This is a genomic window from Cobetia sp. MB87, assembly GCF_011319755.1.
In the GTDB taxonomy this organism is placed as follows: domain Bacteria; phylum Pseudomonadota; class Gammaproteobacteria; order Pseudomonadales; family Halomonadaceae; genus Cobetia.
This window is the reverse complement of record NZ_VFBC01000002.1, coordinates 187,789-203,570: the sequence shown is the minus strand read 5'-3', so window position 1 is coordinate 203,570 and position 15,782 is coordinate 187,789. Positions and strand designations below refer to the sequence as shown.

The window sequence follows — 15,782 nt, the reverse complement described above, 5'->3', positions numbered from 1 at the left end:
GGCGCCGCGCGCTGGCCGGGTTGGCGATGCTGGCCATGACGCTGGCAGGGGCCGGGTGTGCCCATATCCCCAGCGAGCCGCTGGTCGATACCACGCCAATGGAATCGACGATGCAGCCGCGTCCGGAACCGATGGCCAATGGCGCCATCTTCCAGCCGCTGTATGGTAACCAGCCGCTGTTCGAGGATCGCCGTCCGCGTGCCATCGGCGACATCATCACCATCCTGCTCGACGAGAATGTCAGCGCCAGCAAGAGCTCGGCCAGCAATGCCAGTCGTGACGGCAGCCTCGGTTTCTCGCTGACCGCCATCCCCGATTTCATGACGGGGCTGCTGGATGGCACCGATGCCGATATCGAGGGCGAGAATGACTTCACCGGCAGTGGTGGCTCGAATGCCAACAACAGTTTCACCGGCACCATCACCGTGACGGTCAGTCAGGTGCAACCGAACGGCAATCTGGAGGTGCGCGGCGAGAAGCGCATCGCGATCAATCAGGGCACCGAGTCGATTCGCTTCTCCGGGGTGGTCAATCCGCGCACGATTTCCTCGGCCAATACAGTGCAATCCACCCAGGTGGCCAGTGCACGCATCGAATATGTCGGTGATGGCTATATCAACGAGGCGCAGAACATGGGCTGGATGCAGCGCTTCTTCCTCAATCTGGCGCCGTTCTGAGTCTGGTGTGCTGATTGCTGCGGCCTGTTCTGCAGAAGATTGCCTCGCCCTGAATGGCTCGTCCCGATTTCTCACCATGCTGTCCCATCATGAGTCGCTATCCGATGCTTGAGATGCTCCCCAATCCCCGCTGGCGCGCTGCGCTGGCCGCCTGTCTGATGCTGGTGAGCTGCCTGACCTTGACGCTGCAGTCGGCGCAGGCCGATCGCATCAAGGACCTCGCCCAGGTGCGCGGCGTGCGCGACAACCCGCTGGTCGGCTACGGCCTGGTGGTGGGGCTGGATGGCAGTGGGGACCAGACCACCCAGGCGCCGTTTACCGGCCAGAGTCTGACCAACATGCTCTCCCAGCTGGGTGTGACGGTGCCGTCGGGCACCAACATGCAGCTCAAGAACGTGGCGGCGGTCATGGTCACCGCCAGCCTGCCGGCCTTTGCAAGCTCCGGTCAGCCCATCGATGTCGTGGTGTCGTCGCTGGGCAATGCCAAGAGTCTGCGCGGTGGCACCCTGTTGATGACGCCGCTCAAGGGCGTGGATGGCCAGGTCTATGCGCTGGCGCAGGGCAATCTGATCATCGGTGGTGCCGGTGCCCAGGCCGGCGGTTCCAGCGTGCAGGTCAACCAGCTGACCGCCGGTCGCATCCCCAGTGGCGCGACGGTGGAACGTGGCGTGCCGACGCGTCTCGGGGATAAGAATGGCGTGATCCATCTCGATCTGTTCGAGGGCGATTTCAATCATGCCCAGAACGTCGCCAGCGCCATCAATCGCAACTTCGGCGGCTCGCTGGCCTCGCCGCTCAGCAGCCGCGATATCGTGGTGCAGGCGCCGCGTGACCTCAGTCAGCGTGTCGGGTTCATCGCCAGGCTCGAGAACATCGAGGTCGCCCTGGGCGTGCCGCGCGCGCGTGTGGTGGTCAATGCGCGGACCGGCTCGGTGGTGATGAATTCCGAAGTGCGCCTGGCGCGCGCGGCGGTCACCCACGGCAACCTGTCGGTGGTGATCGACGCCAATCCGGTGATCAGTCAGCCTGCGCCGCTGTCCCAGGGGCAGACGGCAGTGGTCAACGACCCCGATATCAGCGTGAACCAGCAGGGCGGTGCACTGCGCATGGTCGAGGGGACTGCCAGTCTGCAGGAGGTCGTCGATGGCCTGAATGCGCTGGGTGCCTCGCCGCAGGACCTGGTCTCGATTCTGGAAGCGCTCAAGGCAGCCGGTGCGCTGCGTGCTGATCTCGAGGTGATCTGATGAGTGTGCTTGGTAGCGGTGCCAATGTGGATGCCGGTCGGCTGGCCTTCGACACCCAGGGACTGGCGAGCCTCAAGGGGGCGGCCACCAGTGGTGGCGAGCGGCAGCAGGAGGCGCTGGAGGAGAGTGCGCGCCAATTCGAGGCCTTGATGCTCAACATGATGCTCAAGCAGATGCGCTCGGCCACCGAGAATTCAGCGCTGACCGGCTCGCAGCAGCAAGAGATGATGACCTCGATGCTGGACCAGCAGCTCTCCCAGCAACTGGCCAGTGTCGGCGACGGTATCGGCCTGTCGAAGATCCTGATTCAGCAGTTGTCTTCGAGCACCAGCAGTGTTGCCTCGACAAGCGCAGCGTCACTCGTGCCGACTTCTTCCGCGACAGTTGCAAGCCCCACGAACTCTATTGAGAAGCAGGATGACTGGCTATCGGCCGCGCAGGTAGCACCCGCACAGGACTGGCATGCCTCAGTGGAGGCACTTCCCGAGAATGAGGATACGGGCTTCATAGCGATGCTTGATGCGGTCGCGGCCAGTGGAGAGGTCCAGGGCGTCTATGCCGAAATCCCTCAGACGATGGCAGGGCCAGGAGCGAGCGCGCCCGATAGCGGCGTACAGGGTTCAGTGACGGGTACAGCGATGCTCAGTGAGCCACTACGTCGTCAGCCGGAGAATGTGCAGCGCTTCGTGGCGGAATTCGGCCCCGCCGCACAGGCGGCCAGCCGTGAAAGCGGGCTGCCCGCAGAATTGATTCTGGCCCAGGCCGCGCTGGAAACGGGCTGGGGTGAGCGCCGCATTCACACCGAGGCCGGCACCGACAGCCATAACCTGTTCGGCATCAAGGCCGGCGGCAGCTGGCAGGGCGACAGCACCACGGTGCTGACCACCGAATACCGCGACGGGCGCCGCATGCGTCTCGAAGACAGTTTCCGCGTCTATCCCGATCAGGCCAGCGCGCTGCGTGATCATGCCGCGCTGCTGACCGGCGCCCAGCGTTATGCCCACGTGACCCGGTCGCCGGACGCCGAGAGTGCGGCGCGCGCCTTGCAGGCGGCGGGCTACGCCACTGACCCGCACTATGCCGACAAGCTGATCTCGATCATGAGTCGTGTCGGCCCGCTGGAGGCCAGCGGACCGCTCGAGACACCGGAAACCCGCCTGGCGTCACGCGATGCCATGCCCGCTGCAGCGTCCGTCGCAACCGCCGACTCAAGCTCAAATTTCAACTCCCCGCGCGGGCTGCTTGATGACTCAGCGCCGCTGTTTGCCCTCGATGCGCGTGATGCTGAGCCGCTGGTTCAGATGGCATCTGCGACGGATATGGCGTCTGCGACGAATAAAGAGATCGGTGCTGGCAGTGAAAGTGCTGCATCAGGCGCCATCCAGCTGGCGATGGGGCGTTCAGAGCCGCTGTTCCGCTGAGCTGCTGATCCGCTGATGATTCACTGTTGATGAACTGCTGTAACAAGCCGACAACGATTGCGGTTTACGGCCTCAAGTTGGCGTCTGGTACGCCGATAATCACAGCATCTGTACGCCGGTGTGGCGTCATTCACCTTCTCCCTCTATCCATTGTTCCTTTCAGGTAAACGCCATGGCCAGCAGCATGTTGAGTATCGGTGTCAGTGGTCTGCAAGCCGCCCAGACGGCGCTTGCTACCAACAGCAACAACATCGCCAACGTCTACACGCCGGGTTATAGCCGTGAAACGGTCGAACTGAGTGGCAGCAGCAGTGGTGGCGGTGTCAGCGTGGCGTCGATCAGCCGTCAGACCGACAGCTATCTCTCGGCGCAGCTGGACAGCGCCATGAGCGCCAGCACGGCGCTTGAGACCCATGAAGCCAATATCAGCCAGATCGACAATCTGCTCGCCGATGACGAGGCGGGCCTGGCGCCGTTGATGCAGGAGTTCTTCGGCGCCATCGAAGGCGTGGCCAGTCAGCCGAGTGATCCGGCGGCGCGCGAGAGCCTGCTGGGCAGCGCCGAGAGCCTGGCCGGGCAGTTCAATGCCTTCTCCGCGTATCTGGATGACATGGACTCTGCGGTCAATTCACGGCTCGGGGATGTGGTCGGCGACATCAACACTGCTACCAGCCAGATCGCCTCGCTCAACGAGCAGATCTCCCTGACGCGTGCGCGTACCGGCGAAGAGCCACTGGGCCTGCTCGATCAGCGCGATCAGGCGGTCACCGACCTGCAGACGCTGGTCGGCGTCGAGGTGCAGGAGCAGGATGGTCGACTGAGCGTCAGTCTCGGCAATGGCCAGCTGCTGGTCAACGGCAGCAGCAATCACGAACTGGCCGTGGAGCCAGACCCGCAGGACATGAGCCGTTCGGTGGTCACCTACAGCGTGGCACCGGGCGTGACCAGTGCCATCGATGAGGGGCAGCTCGAAGGCGGCACCCTGGGCGGGCTGTTGAGCTTCCGCGCCGACAGCCTAGAGCCGACCCAGAATCAGCTCGGCCAGTTGGCCGCGGGTCTGGCGTTGACCTTCAATGCCCAGCACGCCGACGGTGTCGACGCCAATGGCAACGTGGGGGGCGACTTCTTCACCCTCGGCGATCCGGAAGTGCTGCCGGCCAGCGGCAATGCCGCCGGAGCGGACCTTGAGGTGACATTCGCCCCCGCCACCCAGCAGGAAGGTGACGACTTCTACAGCGTCGCGTTGACCGGTGATGACTACCGCCTGAGTCTTGAGGGTGGCACCTACCAGCTGGAAAACCTCAGCAGCGGCGCCGTGCAGACCCTGACCCCGGACAGCGAAGGCGTGATGCGCCAGGACGGCCTGGTGTTCACCGCCACCGGCATGGCGGACGGTGACAGCTTCACCATCCAGCCGACGCGCAATATTGCTGACACCTTCGGGGTCGCGATCGACGAGGGCGCCGAGATCGCCGCGGGTTCCAGTGACGCCAGCCTCGACAACCGCAACATTCTCGCCCTGCAGTCGCTGCAGAGCAGCGACGCGCTGGGTAGCGCCGGCAGCTTCAATGATCACTACGCGTCACTGGTCAGTCAGGTCGGCAACCAGACCCGTCAGGTGCAGGTCAACCTGGAGGCTCAGCAGGGCCTGACCGAGCAGCTGTCAGCGGCAGACCAGTCGATCTCGGGGGTCAATCTGGATGAAGAAGCCGCGGACCTGATCCGTTATCAGCAGTATTACCAGGCCAACGCCCAGGTCATCCAGACCGCGTCGACGGTGCTGGATACCATTCTGAACATCCGCTAACGAGGCCGTGATGCGCATCAGTACCCAAACCCTCTATGCCCAGGGCGTCACCTCGATGCTGGATCAGCAGGCGGCGTTCTCCAAGGTGTCCGAGCAGCTGGCCACCGGCAAGCGCGTGGTCAATCCCTCGGATGACCCGAGTGCGGCCAGCCAGGCGGTGACGATCTCGCAGTCCCAGGCCGTCAATGAGCAGTTCAGTGACAGCCGCACCACGGCGCGCAACAACCTCTCCATCGAGGAAAGCGCGCTCAATCAGGTCACCGACACCATCACGCGAGTCCAGAGCCTGATCGTGCAGGCGGGCAACGGCACCCTCAGTGACAGCGACCGTGATGCGCTGGCCACCGAGATTGAAGGCAGTCGCGAAGTGTTGCTGGGACTGGCCAACAGCACCGACGGCAATGGCAACTATCTGTTCGGTGGCATGAGCGGTGACACGGCGCCCTTTGGCGAGGATGGCAGCTATCGCGGCGATGATCAGCAGCGCCAGCAACGCGTCGACAGCTCCCGCCTGATGGAGGTCAATCATACCGGCAGCCAGATCTTTGGCGGCGTGGCATCCGGCAATCAGCAGCTTGCCCGCCAGACCAGCGAGAGCGAGTCGTCACTGCCGATCACCTTCAAGGGGCCGGAAGTCATCGACGCCTCGGCGCGGGTCGATGGCGCGGGCTATAGCATCAGCATCGAAGCCGCCGGCGTCACGATCAGCGGCACCGATGCCGAAGGTAATGATCTCCCTATCCTCGACGACGAAGGCGAGCCGCTGCCATCGCCTGTGGCGTTCAGCGATGGCATGACCCTTGCGTTCAATGGCCTGTCGATGACGCTGTCCGGTGATGAGCAACAGGTCGCTGAGGCTCAGGCAGAAGGCAAGGCAACGCAGCTGGTGGTCGAGGAGGGCGAGGCCAGTGCCGATGTGTTCGCCAATCTGGATGGGCTGATCACTGCGCTGAGCACGCCGATCGAGAGCGAGGCCGATCAGGCCGCCTTCAACAACGCCATCTCGACCGCCAGTCGCCAGTTCAGCAACAGTCTGGACAATGTGCTGACGGTGCGTGCCGATGTCGGCACCAAGCTCAACGAGCTGGATTCACTGGATATCATCGGGGATGACCGTGAGCTCAACTATGCCTCGACCCGCTCGGACCTGATCGATCTGGATTACAACGAGGCGATCTCCGACTACTCGCTGACCCAGGTGGGACTGCAGGCCTCACAGCAGGCGTTCTCGGATATCTCGGGCATGTCGCTGTTCGACTATCTGCGCTGAGTGATGGCGTGACCGCGTTCGAGGAATGATGAAAAAGCCGCACTGGATACTCGCTCTCGCGATGGCATCCGGTGCGGCTCTTGCGTTCTGGTCGTTGCTTTTCAGATCTTTGCTTTTCAGATCTTTGCTTTTCAGGTCTTTGCTTTTCAGGTCTTTGCTTTTCAGGTCTTTGCTTTTCAGGTCACTGCTTGCATGTCATGGCATCGTGCCCAGGCCTTCATGCACGGCCTGGAAGGCGCCCAGCGCCTGACGGAACAGCAGCGATAGCCAGTCCGTCATGCCCGGCATCATCAGCCACAGCATCGCGATACCCAGCAACAGGGTCAGCGGGAAGCCGATCGAGAACACCGACAGCTGCGGCGCCGAGCGGTTGAGTACGCCCATCGCGAGGTTGATCGCCAGCAGCGAGGCAACCAGCGGCAAGGCCAGCAGCAGGCCGGCGCTGAACAGGCTGGCACTCCACAGCAACAGATTCTCGAGCCCGACAGGCCCCATGCGGCGCAGGTCGAGGGGAATCTCGTGGAAGTGGGTGACCAGGATTTCCAGCACCAGCAGATGGCCATTGAAGGCCAGAAACAGCAGCATGGCCAGCATGCCCAGCAGACGCGACAGCACCTGGGTATTGGTGCCGGTGTCAGCCGAGAAGAAGCTGGCGAAGGCCAGCCCCATCTGCAAGCCGATGAATTCTCCCGCTGCCTCGACGATGGCGAAGGTGATACGCATCACCAGGCCCAGTGCCAGACCGACCCCCATCTGCAAGGCCAGCTGCCAGACGACGGCCGGGCCGAGCACATCTACAGGCGGCGGGCTATCGACCAGCGGCGCGATGATCAGCGCCAGGCCAAAGGCCATCAACAGGCGCACCGGCGTGGGCAGGCTGCGGTGACCGAACAGCGGCGCGCTGATCATGAACCCGGACAGGCGCGCGAAGGGCCACATCACACTCAGCAGCAGGGCCTGGAGGTGTTCGGGGGACAGCAGGTCATCCGGCAAGGGGGCGACCTCTCGCGGGGGAAGCGTCAGGCTTCATGGTGACTTGCATCGCTCATCCGATCAGGTGCGGGAAGCCGGTGAAGACGCTGCGCGTGAAGTCGATCAGCGTCTCCAGCAACCAGGGGCCGGCCAGTACCAGGGTGCCGAACACGCCGAGAATCTTGGGGATGAAGGACAGGGTCATCTCGTTGATCTGGGTCGCGGCCTGGAACAGGCTGACGATCAGGCCGATGAACAGAGCGCTGGCCAGCAGCGGACTTGCCACCAACAGGGTGATGTACATGGCATGCGAGGCCAGGCTGGTGATGACTTCAGGGGTCATGGCGGCGCGTTCTCGATGGGAAGATGGGCAGATATGAGCTGTCGAGGCTAGCAATACCCGGTGGCTCGGTACGGTTGCGCGTCACGACTGGAAAGTCTGGTGACGGCGTGACGACAGGGCCTGGCTCAGTAGATGCTCTCTCAGTAGAAGCTTTCTCAATAGAAGCTCTCGGCCAGCGACCCCAGCAGCAGCTGCCAGCCATCGACCATCACGAACAGCATCAACTTGAAGGGCAGCGAGATGGTGGCGGGTGGCACCATCATCATCCCCAGCGCCATCAGCACACTGGCGACCACCAGATCGATGATCAGGAAGGGCACGAACAGGCTGAAGCCGATCTGGAAGGCGGTCTTCAGCTCGCTGGTGACGAAGGCCGGCAGCAGCACCCGCCACGGCACGTCCTGCGGGGTCTGGATTTCCTCGACCTTGGCCAGGCGCGCGAACAGGGCGATATCCGGCTCACGCACCTGACCGAGCATGAAGTCGCGCAGCGGATCGCCGCCGCGTTCGATGGCTTCCTGCAGGCTGATGGCCTGGCTGTCATAGGGTTGCCAGGCCTCGTCGTAGATACGCTCCAGCACCGGCGACATCACGAAGAAGGTCAGAAACAGCGCGATGCCGACCAGCACCTGATTGGGCGGCGCAGACGCGGTGCCCAGCGCGGTGCGCAGCAGGCCCAGCACGATGATGATGCGGGTAAAGGCACTCATCATCAGCAAGGCCGCCGGCAGCAGGGCGAGGCCACTGAGCAGGATCAGCGTCTGGATATTCAGCGACCAGGACTCGCCGCCGTCCGGCAGTGGCTGGCTGGTCAGGCCGCTGAGCACATCGGCGTGTGCTGCCTGGCTGGTCAGCAGACATGCCGACAATACGATCAAGAGTCCTGTCAGCAGGCCTCCTGTCTTCAGCCCGCGAGCTCTCATGATCGGTGACAACCTCACCAGCCCCGTCATGAGCGAGGCTCCGCGTCATCTGTCTTGTCTGAGGTGGCAGTTTGCGTCACATCAGAGGGTATCGTGGCAGATGTAGCAGCCGGCGAGCGTCTAGCGAGGCGGTCGCGCAGCAGCTCGGCAAAGCCCGCCGCGGCGCCGCTACTGCCAGTTGCGGAGGCAGGCGAGGCCAGCGATACGTCGTTCGGAGTGCTGCCAGCGTCTGCGGGTACCAGGCCGCCATTCTCGGCCGTCAGCTCACCGAGGGAGGTGATGCCCGCCGGCCCGACGCCCAGCAGCAATTGCTGGTTGCCTACCGCTACCACCACCAGGCTCTGCTTGTGGCCCAGCGCCAGACGCGCCAGCGGACGCAGGGCAATGCGATTGCCGCGCAGTGTCTGGGCACCCCCGAGTGTCTTCATCAGCCAGGCGAGCAGCAGGATCACGCCGATCACGCCGGCAAGTGCCAGCCCGGTATTGACCAGGCTGGCCGCGCCCAGCGGTGAGCTGTGGCCTGTGTCGGCAGTCAGGTTTGCGTCGCTACCGAGAAAAGCCGGTGACGGCGCCTGGGTGCTGGCGTTGGTGCTGGTGTTGGTGCTGGCAGCGCTCAAGGGCGCTGTCTCGGCATCCGGCAGCAGGATCGCGCCGTCAGGGGCATCGGAGGTCATGACAGGAACAGCCTTAGCGGTTGAGCTTCTGTACCCGCTCATTGGGGGTGATGATTTCCGTGATGCGGATACCGTACTTGTCCTCGACCACGACCACCTCGCCCTGGGCGATCAGGTAACCGTTGATCAGGATGTCCATCGGCTCACCGGCCAGACCATCCAGCTCGATCACCGAGCCCTGCGACAGCTCCAGCAGCTGCTTGATGGTCAGGCGCGTGCGTCCCAGCTCCACGGTCATCTTGACCGGGATGTCCATGATCATGTCCAGCTCGCGCGGGCGTGCGCCGCCACTGCTGCCATCGAGGGGCTCGAAGATGTCGCCGCCCTGGGGGGCAGCCTCGCTCTGCTGTTCTTCCAGCGCCTTGGCCCACTCGTCGCCCATCTGCTCGGTCATCGCATCGGCCCAGGGGTCGTCAGTGCCGGATGTCGGGGAATTCGGGGTGGCCTTGGGCGCGGGCGCGTCTGGCGAATTGGGCTCACTCATCGCCGCTGTCCTCGCTGGCAGTGTTGATCGGATGATTGATGATGCGGGTCACGCGCAGGGCGCGGTGGCCATTGGCGCGACCGAAACCGGCTTCTAGCACCGGCACGTTGTTGACGTAGGCGTTGACGCGCTCGGGCTTCTCGATGGGCAGCACATCGCCCACGGCAAGTTCGGCCAAGGCGCCCAGCGTGGTGGTGATGCTGGCAAAGTCGGCGTGCAGCTCGACATCGGTGGCGCGCACTTCCTTGCGCAGGCGCTCGCCCCAGCGGCTGTCACCCTCGGCGCTGGTTTCCTGCAGCGGGCTCGAGAGCAGCTCGCGGTGCGGCTCGATCATCGAGTAGGGCAGGCAGATCTGGAAGTCACTGCTGTGATTGCCGACCTCCAGATGGAAGCTGGTGCACACCACGATCTCGTTGGGAGAGCTGGTGATATTGGCGAACTTGACCTGCATCTCGCTGCGCAGGTAGTCGGCTTCCACGGCGTAGACCGCCGACCAGGCGTCGCGGTAGGCATTCAAGGCCAGCTGCATCAGGCGCTGGATGACGCGTTGTTCGGTGCGCGTGAATTCCCGTCCCTCTGACTTGGTCACGAAGCGACCATCACCGCCGAACAGGCTGTCGACGACCATGAACACGAGGCTGGGCGGAAATACCAGCATCGAGGTACCGCGCAGCGGTTTCATGGTGAACAGGTTGATGTTGGTCGGCACCGGCACGTTGCGGGAAAATTCGTTGTAGCTCAGGAACTGCACCGGCCCGGCAGTGATATCGGCGCCGCGGCGGATCAGGTTGAACAGCCCCATGCGGAACTGACGGCTGAAGCGCGAGTTGATGATATCCAGGGCATGCAGGCGATCCCGGATGATGCGGTGCTGGCGTGCCGGGTCGAAGGGACGAATGCGCGCTTCGGCGGGCGTGCTCGAGGCGTCAGCCGTCGCACCGCCATCACCGTTCACGCCGGAGAGCAGAGCATCGATTTCGTCCTGTGACAGCAGATCGTCTTGAGCCATGGCCAGTTATTGCACGATGAAGTCGTTGTACAGCACGCCGGAGATGGCCAGTGGCTGGCCGCCTTCACTGTAGGGGCGCGAAAGCTCCTCGGTCAGGGTGCCTTGCAGCGCCTGCTTGCCGGCCTGGGTGATCAGCTCATCCGGGCTCTGGCCTGACAGCAACAGCAGCAGGCGGCTCTTGAGTTCGGGCTTGAGTTCTTCCACGCGCGCCACCGCGTCCTGATCGGCCATCTTGAGCGTGATGCCGATATAGAGCAGGCGATTGCCGCGCGGGCTTTCCAGGTTGACCGTGAAGGGCGCCAGCGGCATGAAGACCGGCGGTGGCACGACCACGACTTCCGGCTCGTCGTCCTGTGCGGCCTTCTGATCACTGAGCATCGGCAGTGCGAAATAGACGGCCACTAGCGCCGCGATCACGGCACTCATCAGGCTGATGACCCCGATCAGCAGCCAGGAGCGACGCTGACTGGCGGGGGTGGTGATAATCGTTGACATCGTGGTGCGGTGTCCCTGGAGTCGGTGGCGGGGCCAGTATGACCTAAGGCGTGGTTATCGAACGGCGGAATAACGCCACGTGCGAGCGCTTACTTGAATGATGACGCGCCAGGCGGGCTTATCTGACAGCTACCTGACGGGAGCCGCTGACAGAAGCACCTGGTAAAAGCATTTTGTAAAACACCCGGCCCGTCATGCCTGCCATTCACGTCGTCCCCAGGTTATCTGGGGTGCACTTGTGAGCTCGCCTGTGAGGTTGCTCGCGGCGAGGCTTCCCTCCATGGCGTCAGCGCTGGTGCTGGCGCCACTCGCCGGCTGACCCTCGAGGCGCTGGGCGAACTGACCCTGATTGGCCGAGTTGTCCGGCGTCTCGTCCCGAGGATCGTCCTGCTGCATGTCGTCCTGACTGCTGAAACTGATCGCCGTCAGCTCGTGTCCCTGAGATTCCAGCGCCTGACGCAGCTCGCTCAGGGATGACTCGACCGCCGAGCGCACCTGCTGGTGGCCCGCGACGAAGTGCGCGCTGGTGCCCTGCTCACCAATGTTGAGGCGAATGGTCAGCTTGCCCAGATTGGCTGGATTGAGCGCGATCTCGGCCTGTGGCGACTTGCTCAGCTGCATGCGTACCACCTGCTCGCTGAGTGCCTGTTGCCAAGCCTGAGTGCCGACGCTCGCGGGAATCAAGGCTCCCGCCTGTGATGTCATGCCCGTTGGATTGCCGGCAGCATTGCCCGTGCCATTGAGCAAGGCGCCGCTGCCTGCAGCGCTCGAACTCGATGCGCCGGCTGACACGCCAGCTGTTGACGCACCCGAGAGCTGGGACTGATCGGCACCGGCGCGTGAGCCGTTGGCATCAAGCAAAGCGCCGTCGGCCTTGGCGGTGACGCCTTCAATGGCCTCATCGGTCAGCGGACCCAGTGCGCCGTCCGTCAGCGAGGAGGGCGCATCCGCGCTCAGGCTGCCTGCCGCTGCCGCGGAGCTCTTGCTGCTGGGCGCCTGATCCGCAATGGCGCCATCCAGTCCAGCCGCCGCTGGGTTGCGCAGCGCGGCCAGCCAGTCTCCTTGCAGCGCCGTGTTGTTTACCGTGTTGACCGCTGACGTGGCAATTGTTGCAGCAGTTGTCGTGTTCAATGCTGCCTCGTCACTGCCAGAAGTGCCTTGGCCGCCTTGCGTGAGCTGCTGCAATTGTTGCATGCGCGAGATGCCGCGCTCGACGCTGCTATCCAGTCGTGAGACCTCGAGTGACTGCGCTGAGGGCTGTCCTGCTGTCTGGCTTGCCGATGAGGGCTGAGCAGGCGGGAGGTTGCCGCTCTGAAGGGCGGCAGCGGCCGGGTCCGCAGTGGACGATGTCTCTGACGACGCTGTCTGAGCCTGTTCGAGGTGCTGCGCATGCTTGTCTTCGGCGGCCTCGCGACGCTCGACACGCTGTTGCTGTGCCTCTTGCGCCTGCGTCTGCATCGCTTGCCTATCCTGCTGGCGATCCTCGCGCTGCGCGCGGGACAGATGTGCCTCGAAGGCGCTCTCTGCGGAAGCCGAGCCGACGTCGTCGCGCGAGCGAGTCGCCTCGGAGGAGACCTGGGCGCTGGTCGGTGCTCTTGTTGGCGAGATGGTTGGCGAGGTGGCCGACAACATCGAGATGCGTGCAGTGTCCGTCATGGTGTCACTCCTCTGACTGGCCGTCTTCAGCCATTGGCACGGCGTAACCAGGCCTGGGTGGCTTGTTCATCACTCTGGCGTTGCTCGGCGGTGCGCGCCTGCAGCGCGGCGCTCAGGCTGGCGCGATCCGCCAGGCCCTGCCAGGCCGCGTGGGTCTGCTGTTCCTTCACCAGCCGCTGATGCTGATGGTGCGTCTGGGTCTGCTCCTGGGCTACCCGTGCGCGACATTGGGCAATCGCCTTGTCCAGCGAGGCGATGAAGGCCTGATAGTTGTGCCAGCTGGCCGGGTCCAGCCCCTGCGTCAGGCGTGCCTGCATCTGCTGGCAGTAGTCGAGACGGTACTGCTCGAGGGTGACCAGTTGCTGGGCGGCGGTTTCCTGACGCTGACGCTGGCTGGTGAGCTGGCGCGCAGCGCCATCACGCCGGCGCTCGCTCAGCTGGGTCAGGGTGTCGAAACGTGACGTTGAGATGGCCATTCAGTGAGGGTTCCCGATCAATGACAGGTGAAGGCGGCCATCATGGCTGGGCCAGCAATTGTTCGAGCATGTTCGTACTATCGGCAAGACTTGCGTGCTGTGTAGTGCCTTGTTGCAGGAAGCGTCCCATCGGCTCGTGCAGGCGCACCGCGGCGTCGAGCACCTTGTCGTTGCCGGGCTGGTAGGCGCCGATGGCGATCAGGTCCTGATTGCGCTGATAACTGGAATAGAACTGCTTGAAGCGACGGGCGCGGGTGAGCTGCCGCTCCGGCGCCACCGCCGACATGGCGCGGCTGATCGAGGCTTCGATATCGATGGCCGGGTAGTGGCCGCTTTCCGCGATGCGCCGCGACAGCACGATATGCCCATCCAGAATCGCGCGGGCACTGTCGGCGATGGGGTCCTGCTGGTCATCGCCTTCGGTCAGCACGGTATAGAAGGCGGTGATCGACCCGCCACCACGCCGGCCGTTGCCGGTGCGTTCCACCAGCGCCGGTAGCTTGGCGAATACCGAAGGCGGATAGCCCTTGGTGGCCGGTGGCTCACCGATGGCCAGGGCGATCTCGCGCTGGGCCATCGCGTAGCGGGTCAGCGAATCCATGATCAGCAGCACATTCTGGCCCTTGTCGCGCAGGGACTCGGCGATGCGCGTCGCGTAGCTGGCGCCCTTGAGGCGATGCAGCGGAGTCATGTCGGCTGGCGTGGCCACGACCACGGCACGCTTGAGGCCTTGTTCGCCGAGAATGTTCTCGATGAATTCCTGCACCTCACGCCCACGCTCGCCGATCAGGCCGACCACGATCACATCGGCATCGGTGAAGCGCGCCATCATGCCCAGCAGCACACTCTTGCCGACGCCAGAACCGGCGAACAGCCCCATGCGCTGACCACGGCCGACGCTGAGCAGGGCATTGATGGCGCGTATGCCGACATCCAGCGGCGTGTCGATGGGCGCGCGCTCCAGCGGATTGAGCGGACGGCTCTCCAGCGGCGCATGTTCGACATCTTCCAGCGGTCCGAGGCCATCCAGCGGGCGACCCACGCCATCGACGACCCGCCCGAGCAGCGCTTCGCCGACCGGATAGCGTCGCTCGCCGACATTGCCATGCCCGAGCGGAAATACCCGCGCGCCCGGTGCGACGCCGCTGAGCGGGTCGATGGGCATCAGGTAGAGGGTCTGATCGGCGAAGCCGACCACCTCGGCCTCGGCCGGCGGCAGGTTCGCGCCCAGCTCGACCAGACAACTGGCACCCACCGGCAGGCGCAGGCCGACCGCTTCCAGCACCAGGCCGGTCGCGCGCACCAGGCGGCCATTGCTGCGCTGGGGCTCGAGGCTCTCGACGCGCTCACGAATGGCGCCCAGCGCGCTGCGCCATTGCTGTGCGGAAGAGGGGCTCATGGCGTGTCACTCATGTGCGATCTCCTGCCAGCTCAGTGCGTGCCTGCTCTGGCTGTGCATGTCCTGACGCCTGGCGTTGCACGATGCGCGAGCCGCTGGCCTCGTCCTTGCCATGCAGGCTGCCATCGGCGCTGCCGCGATGGCGCAGCTGGCGTGACAGCATGTCCAGGCGGCTCTCGAGGCTGGCATCGTGACAGCCGCTGTCGGCCTCGGCGCGACACCCGCCTAAGCTCAGGCTGGCGTCCGGCAGACATTGCCAGCCCAGCCTGGTGAGCTGTTCGCCCATTGCCTGCTCGACGCGCGGCAGGTCGTCCGGATTCAGATACAGGCGCGGGCGGCCGATCAGCGGCGGATCAGCCGCCAGCAGGCTGCGCACGCTGGCGATGATGTGCTCCGGGTGAGCACGAAATGCCTCGCGGGCCAGATGCTGGCCGACGCTGATGGCCAGTGCCGCCAGCTCATCGCTGATCTGCTCATCCAGGCACGCCAGCGATTGCTGCAGGTTCTCGATCAGCGGTGCCAGCTGGGCGGCCTGCTGTTCGAGTGCCAGCTGGGCGGCCTCGGTCTGACGCGCCGCCTGCTCGGCGGCTTCCTGCCTTGCACGCGCCAGACCCGCTTCATAACCGGCTTTCTCACCCGCGGCATAGCCTTCGTCACGTGCTGCCTGTTGCTGCTCTAGCGTCTCCTGCTCGAAGGTCGAGCGAGCACGCTGTGCCATGCGCCGGATCAGGCCGACATCCGGCGCCGCAGTGTGCGGCATGCCAGCTTGAAAGCCGCCACCCGACTGAGACGCTGTGGCCTTGCCATCCAGCGCGTCGAGTTCCAGCGGCTGCCATTGATGCATGTCGTCGCTGCTCGCCACGTCGCGCTCGGTCCACGGCTCAGGCGTGTCATGATGCGGGTCAGAACTGGACATGGTCTTCATTAGGCAC

General features: G+C 64.3%; 16 protein-coding genes. 5 read left to right on the top strand and 11 right to left on the bottom strand.

Translation table 11 applies throughout. The features are described from left to right. Positions 1-26 precede the first annotated feature (26 nt). The 5 genes from CDPAHKCJ_RS01075 (at position 27) to flgL (ending at position 6,419) form a co-directional block, all read left to right on the top strand. Complete coding sequence (locus CDPAHKCJ_RS01075) at positions 27-677, top strand: flagellar basal body L-ring protein FlgH (protein ID WP_205700757.1); 651 nt, start codon at positions 27-29, stop codon at positions 675-677. Positions 678-835: 158 nt separating this feature from the next. After that, entirely contained in the window at positions 836-1,921 is a 1,086-nt protein-coding gene (locus CDPAHKCJ_RS01070) for a flagellar basal body P-ring protein FlgI (RefSeq protein WP_166018260.1), read from the top strand. Further along, the gene (gene flgJ, locus CDPAHKCJ_RS01065) at positions 1,921-3,342 is read left to right on the top strand and encodes a flagellar assembly peptidoglycan hydrolase FlgJ (RefSeq protein ID WP_166018075.1); all 1,422 of its coding nucleotides are present in this window, start codon (positions 1,921-1,923) and stop codon (positions 3,340-3,342) included. Before CDPAHKCJ_RS01070 ends, flgJ begins: the two co-directional genes overlap by 1 nt. A 172-nt stretch (positions 3,343-3,514) precedes the next feature. After that, positions 3,515-5,149 (top strand): flagellar hook-associated protein FlgK, encoded by a 1,635-nt coding sequence (gene flgK, locus CDPAHKCJ_RS01060; protein ID WP_166018073.1) that lies wholly within the window; start codon positions 3,515-3,517, stop codon positions 5,147-5,149. A gap of 10 nt (positions 5,150-5,159) precedes the next feature. Next, complete coding sequence (gene flgL, locus CDPAHKCJ_RS01055) at positions 5,160-6,419, top strand: flagellar hook-associated protein FlgL (protein ID WP_166018071.1); 1,260 nt, start codon at positions 5,160-5,162, stop codon at positions 6,417-6,419. A 195-nt stretch (positions 6,420-6,614) separates the two neighbouring features. Here flgL and fliR read toward each other — a convergent pair whose 3' ends face one another. The 11 genes from fliR to CDPAHKCJ_RS01000 all read right to left on the bottom strand — a co-directional run bounded on the left by fliR (position 6,615) and on the right by CDPAHKCJ_RS01000 (position 15,766). After that, positions 6,615-7,412, bottom strand: a complete 798-nt coding sequence (gene fliR, locus CDPAHKCJ_RS01050; RefSeq protein ID WP_240916593.1) for a flagellar biosynthetic protein FliR — start codon at positions 7,410-7,412, stop codon at positions 6,615-6,617. 52 nt (positions 7,413-7,464) lie between these two features. Next, entirely contained in the window at positions 7,465-7,734 is a 270-nt protein-coding gene (fliQ, locus tag CDPAHKCJ_RS01045; protein WP_166018069.1) for a flagellar biosynthesis protein FliQ, read from the bottom strand. Positions 7,735-7,889: 155 nt separating this feature from the next. Then, positions 7,890-8,657: a flagellar type III secretion system pore protein FliP gene (gene fliP / locus CDPAHKCJ_RS01040; RefSeq protein ID WP_166018067.1), complete on the bottom strand. Its 768-nt coding sequence runs from the start codon at positions 8,655-8,657 to the stop codon at positions 7,890-7,892. 26 nt (positions 8,658-8,683) lie between these two features. Further along, a complete protein-coding gene (fliO, locus tag CDPAHKCJ_RS01035) occupies positions 8,684-9,331 on the bottom strand; it encodes a flagellar biosynthetic protein FliO (protein WP_166018065.1) in 648 nt (215 codons plus the stop codon). 13 nt (positions 9,332-9,344) lie between these two features. After that, on the bottom strand, positions 9,345-9,815 hold the full coding sequence (fliN, locus tag CDPAHKCJ_RS01030; protein ID WP_166018063.1) for a flagellar motor switch protein FliN: 471 nt from the start codon (positions 9,813-9,815) through the stop codon (positions 9,345-9,347). Next, positions 9,808-10,824, bottom strand: a complete 1,017-nt coding sequence (fliM, locus tag CDPAHKCJ_RS01025) for a flagellar motor switch protein FliM (protein ID WP_166018061.1) — start codon at positions 10,822-10,824, stop codon at positions 9,808-9,810. The genes fliN and fliM overlap by 8 nt, the downstream gene beginning before the upstream one ends. 6 nt (positions 10,825-10,830) lie before the next feature. Continuing rightward, the gene (locus CDPAHKCJ_RS01020; protein WP_166018059.1) at positions 10,831-11,319 is read right to left on the bottom strand and encodes a flagellar basal body-associated FliL family protein; all 489 of its coding nucleotides are present in this window, start codon (positions 11,317-11,319) and stop codon (positions 10,831-10,833) included. Positions 11,320-11,511: 192 nt separating this feature from the next. Then, positions 11,512-12,975 carry a flagellar hook-length control protein FliK gene (locus CDPAHKCJ_RS01015; protein WP_166018057.1) on the bottom strand — a complete coding sequence of 488 codons (1,464 nt, stop codon included), beginning with the start codon at positions 12,973-12,975 and terminating at the stop codon, positions 11,512-11,514. A gap of 26 nt (positions 12,976-13,001) precedes the next feature. Next, positions 13,002-13,451, bottom strand: a complete 450-nt coding sequence (fliJ, locus tag CDPAHKCJ_RS01010) for a flagellar export protein FliJ (RefSeq protein WP_166018055.1) — start codon at positions 13,449-13,451, stop codon at positions 13,002-13,004. Positions 13,452-13,491: 40 nt separating this feature from the next. After that, positions 13,492-14,850: a flagellar protein export ATPase FliI gene (gene fliI / locus CDPAHKCJ_RS01005; protein ID WP_166018053.1), complete on the bottom strand. Its 1,359-nt coding sequence runs from the start codon at positions 14,848-14,850 to the stop codon at positions 13,492-13,494. Between the two features lie 10 nt (positions 14,851-14,860). Further along, a complete protein-coding gene (locus tag CDPAHKCJ_RS01000) occupies positions 14,861-15,766 on the bottom strand; it encodes a flagellar assembly protein FliH (RefSeq protein WP_166018051.1) in 906 nt (301 codons plus the stop codon). Positions 15,767-15,782 lie beyond the last annotated feature (16 nt).

Coding starts and splice junctions, on each gene's coding strand:
- CDPAHKCJ_RS01075 (WP_205700757.1), top strand. CDS start 27: ATGCTGGCCATGACGCTGGCAGGGGCCGGGTGTGCCCATATCCCCAGC.
- CDPAHKCJ_RS01070 (WP_166018260.1), top strand. CDS start 836: ATGCTGGTGAGCTGCCTGACCTTGACGCTGCAGTCGGCGCAGGCCGAT.
- flgJ (WP_166018075.1), top strand. CDS start 1,921: ATGAGTGTGCTTGGTAGCGGTGCCAATGTGGATGCCGGTCGGCTGGCC.
- flgK (WP_166018073.1), top strand. CDS start 3,515: ATGGCCAGCAGCATGTTGAGTATCGGTGTCAGTGGTCTGCAAGCCGCC.
- flgL (WP_166018071.1), top strand. CDS start 5,160: ATGCGCATCAGTACCCAAACCCTCTATGCCCAGGGCGTCACCTCGATG.
- fliQ (WP_166018069.1), bottom strand. CDS start 7,734: ATGACCCCTGAAGTCATCACCAGCCTGGCCTCGCATGCCATGTACATC.
- fliP (WP_166018067.1), bottom strand. CDS start 8,657: ATGAGAGCTCGCGGGCTGAAGACAGGAGGCCTGCTGACAGGACTCTTG.
- fliO (WP_166018065.1), bottom strand. CDS start 9,331: ATGACCTCCGATGCCCCTGACGGCGCGATCCTGCTGCCGGATGCCGAG.
- fliN (WP_166018063.1), bottom strand. CDS start 9,815: ATGAGTGAGCCCAATTCGCCAGACGCGCCCGCGCCCAAGGCCACCCCG.
- fliM (WP_166018061.1), bottom strand. CDS start 10,824: ATGGCTCAAGACGATCTGCTGTCACAGGACGAAATCGATGCTCTGCTC.
- CDPAHKCJ_RS01020 (WP_166018059.1), bottom strand. CDS start 11,319: ATGTCAACGATTATCACCACCCCCGCCAGTCAGCGTCGCTCCTGGCTG.
- CDPAHKCJ_RS01015 (WP_166018057.1), bottom strand. CDS start 12,975: ATGACGGACACTGCACGCATCTCGATGTTGTCGGCCACCTCGCCAACC.
- fliJ (WP_166018055.1), bottom strand. CDS start 13,451: ATGGCCATCTCAACGTCACGTTTCGACACCCTGACCCAGCTGAGCGAG.
- fliI (WP_166018053.1), bottom strand. CDS start 14,850: ATGAGCCCCTCTTCCGCACAGCAATGGCGCAGCGCGCTGGGCGCCATT.
- CDPAHKCJ_RS01000 (WP_166018051.1), bottom strand. CDS start 15,766: ATGTCCAGTTCTGACCCGCATCATGACACGCCTGAGCCGTGGACCGAG.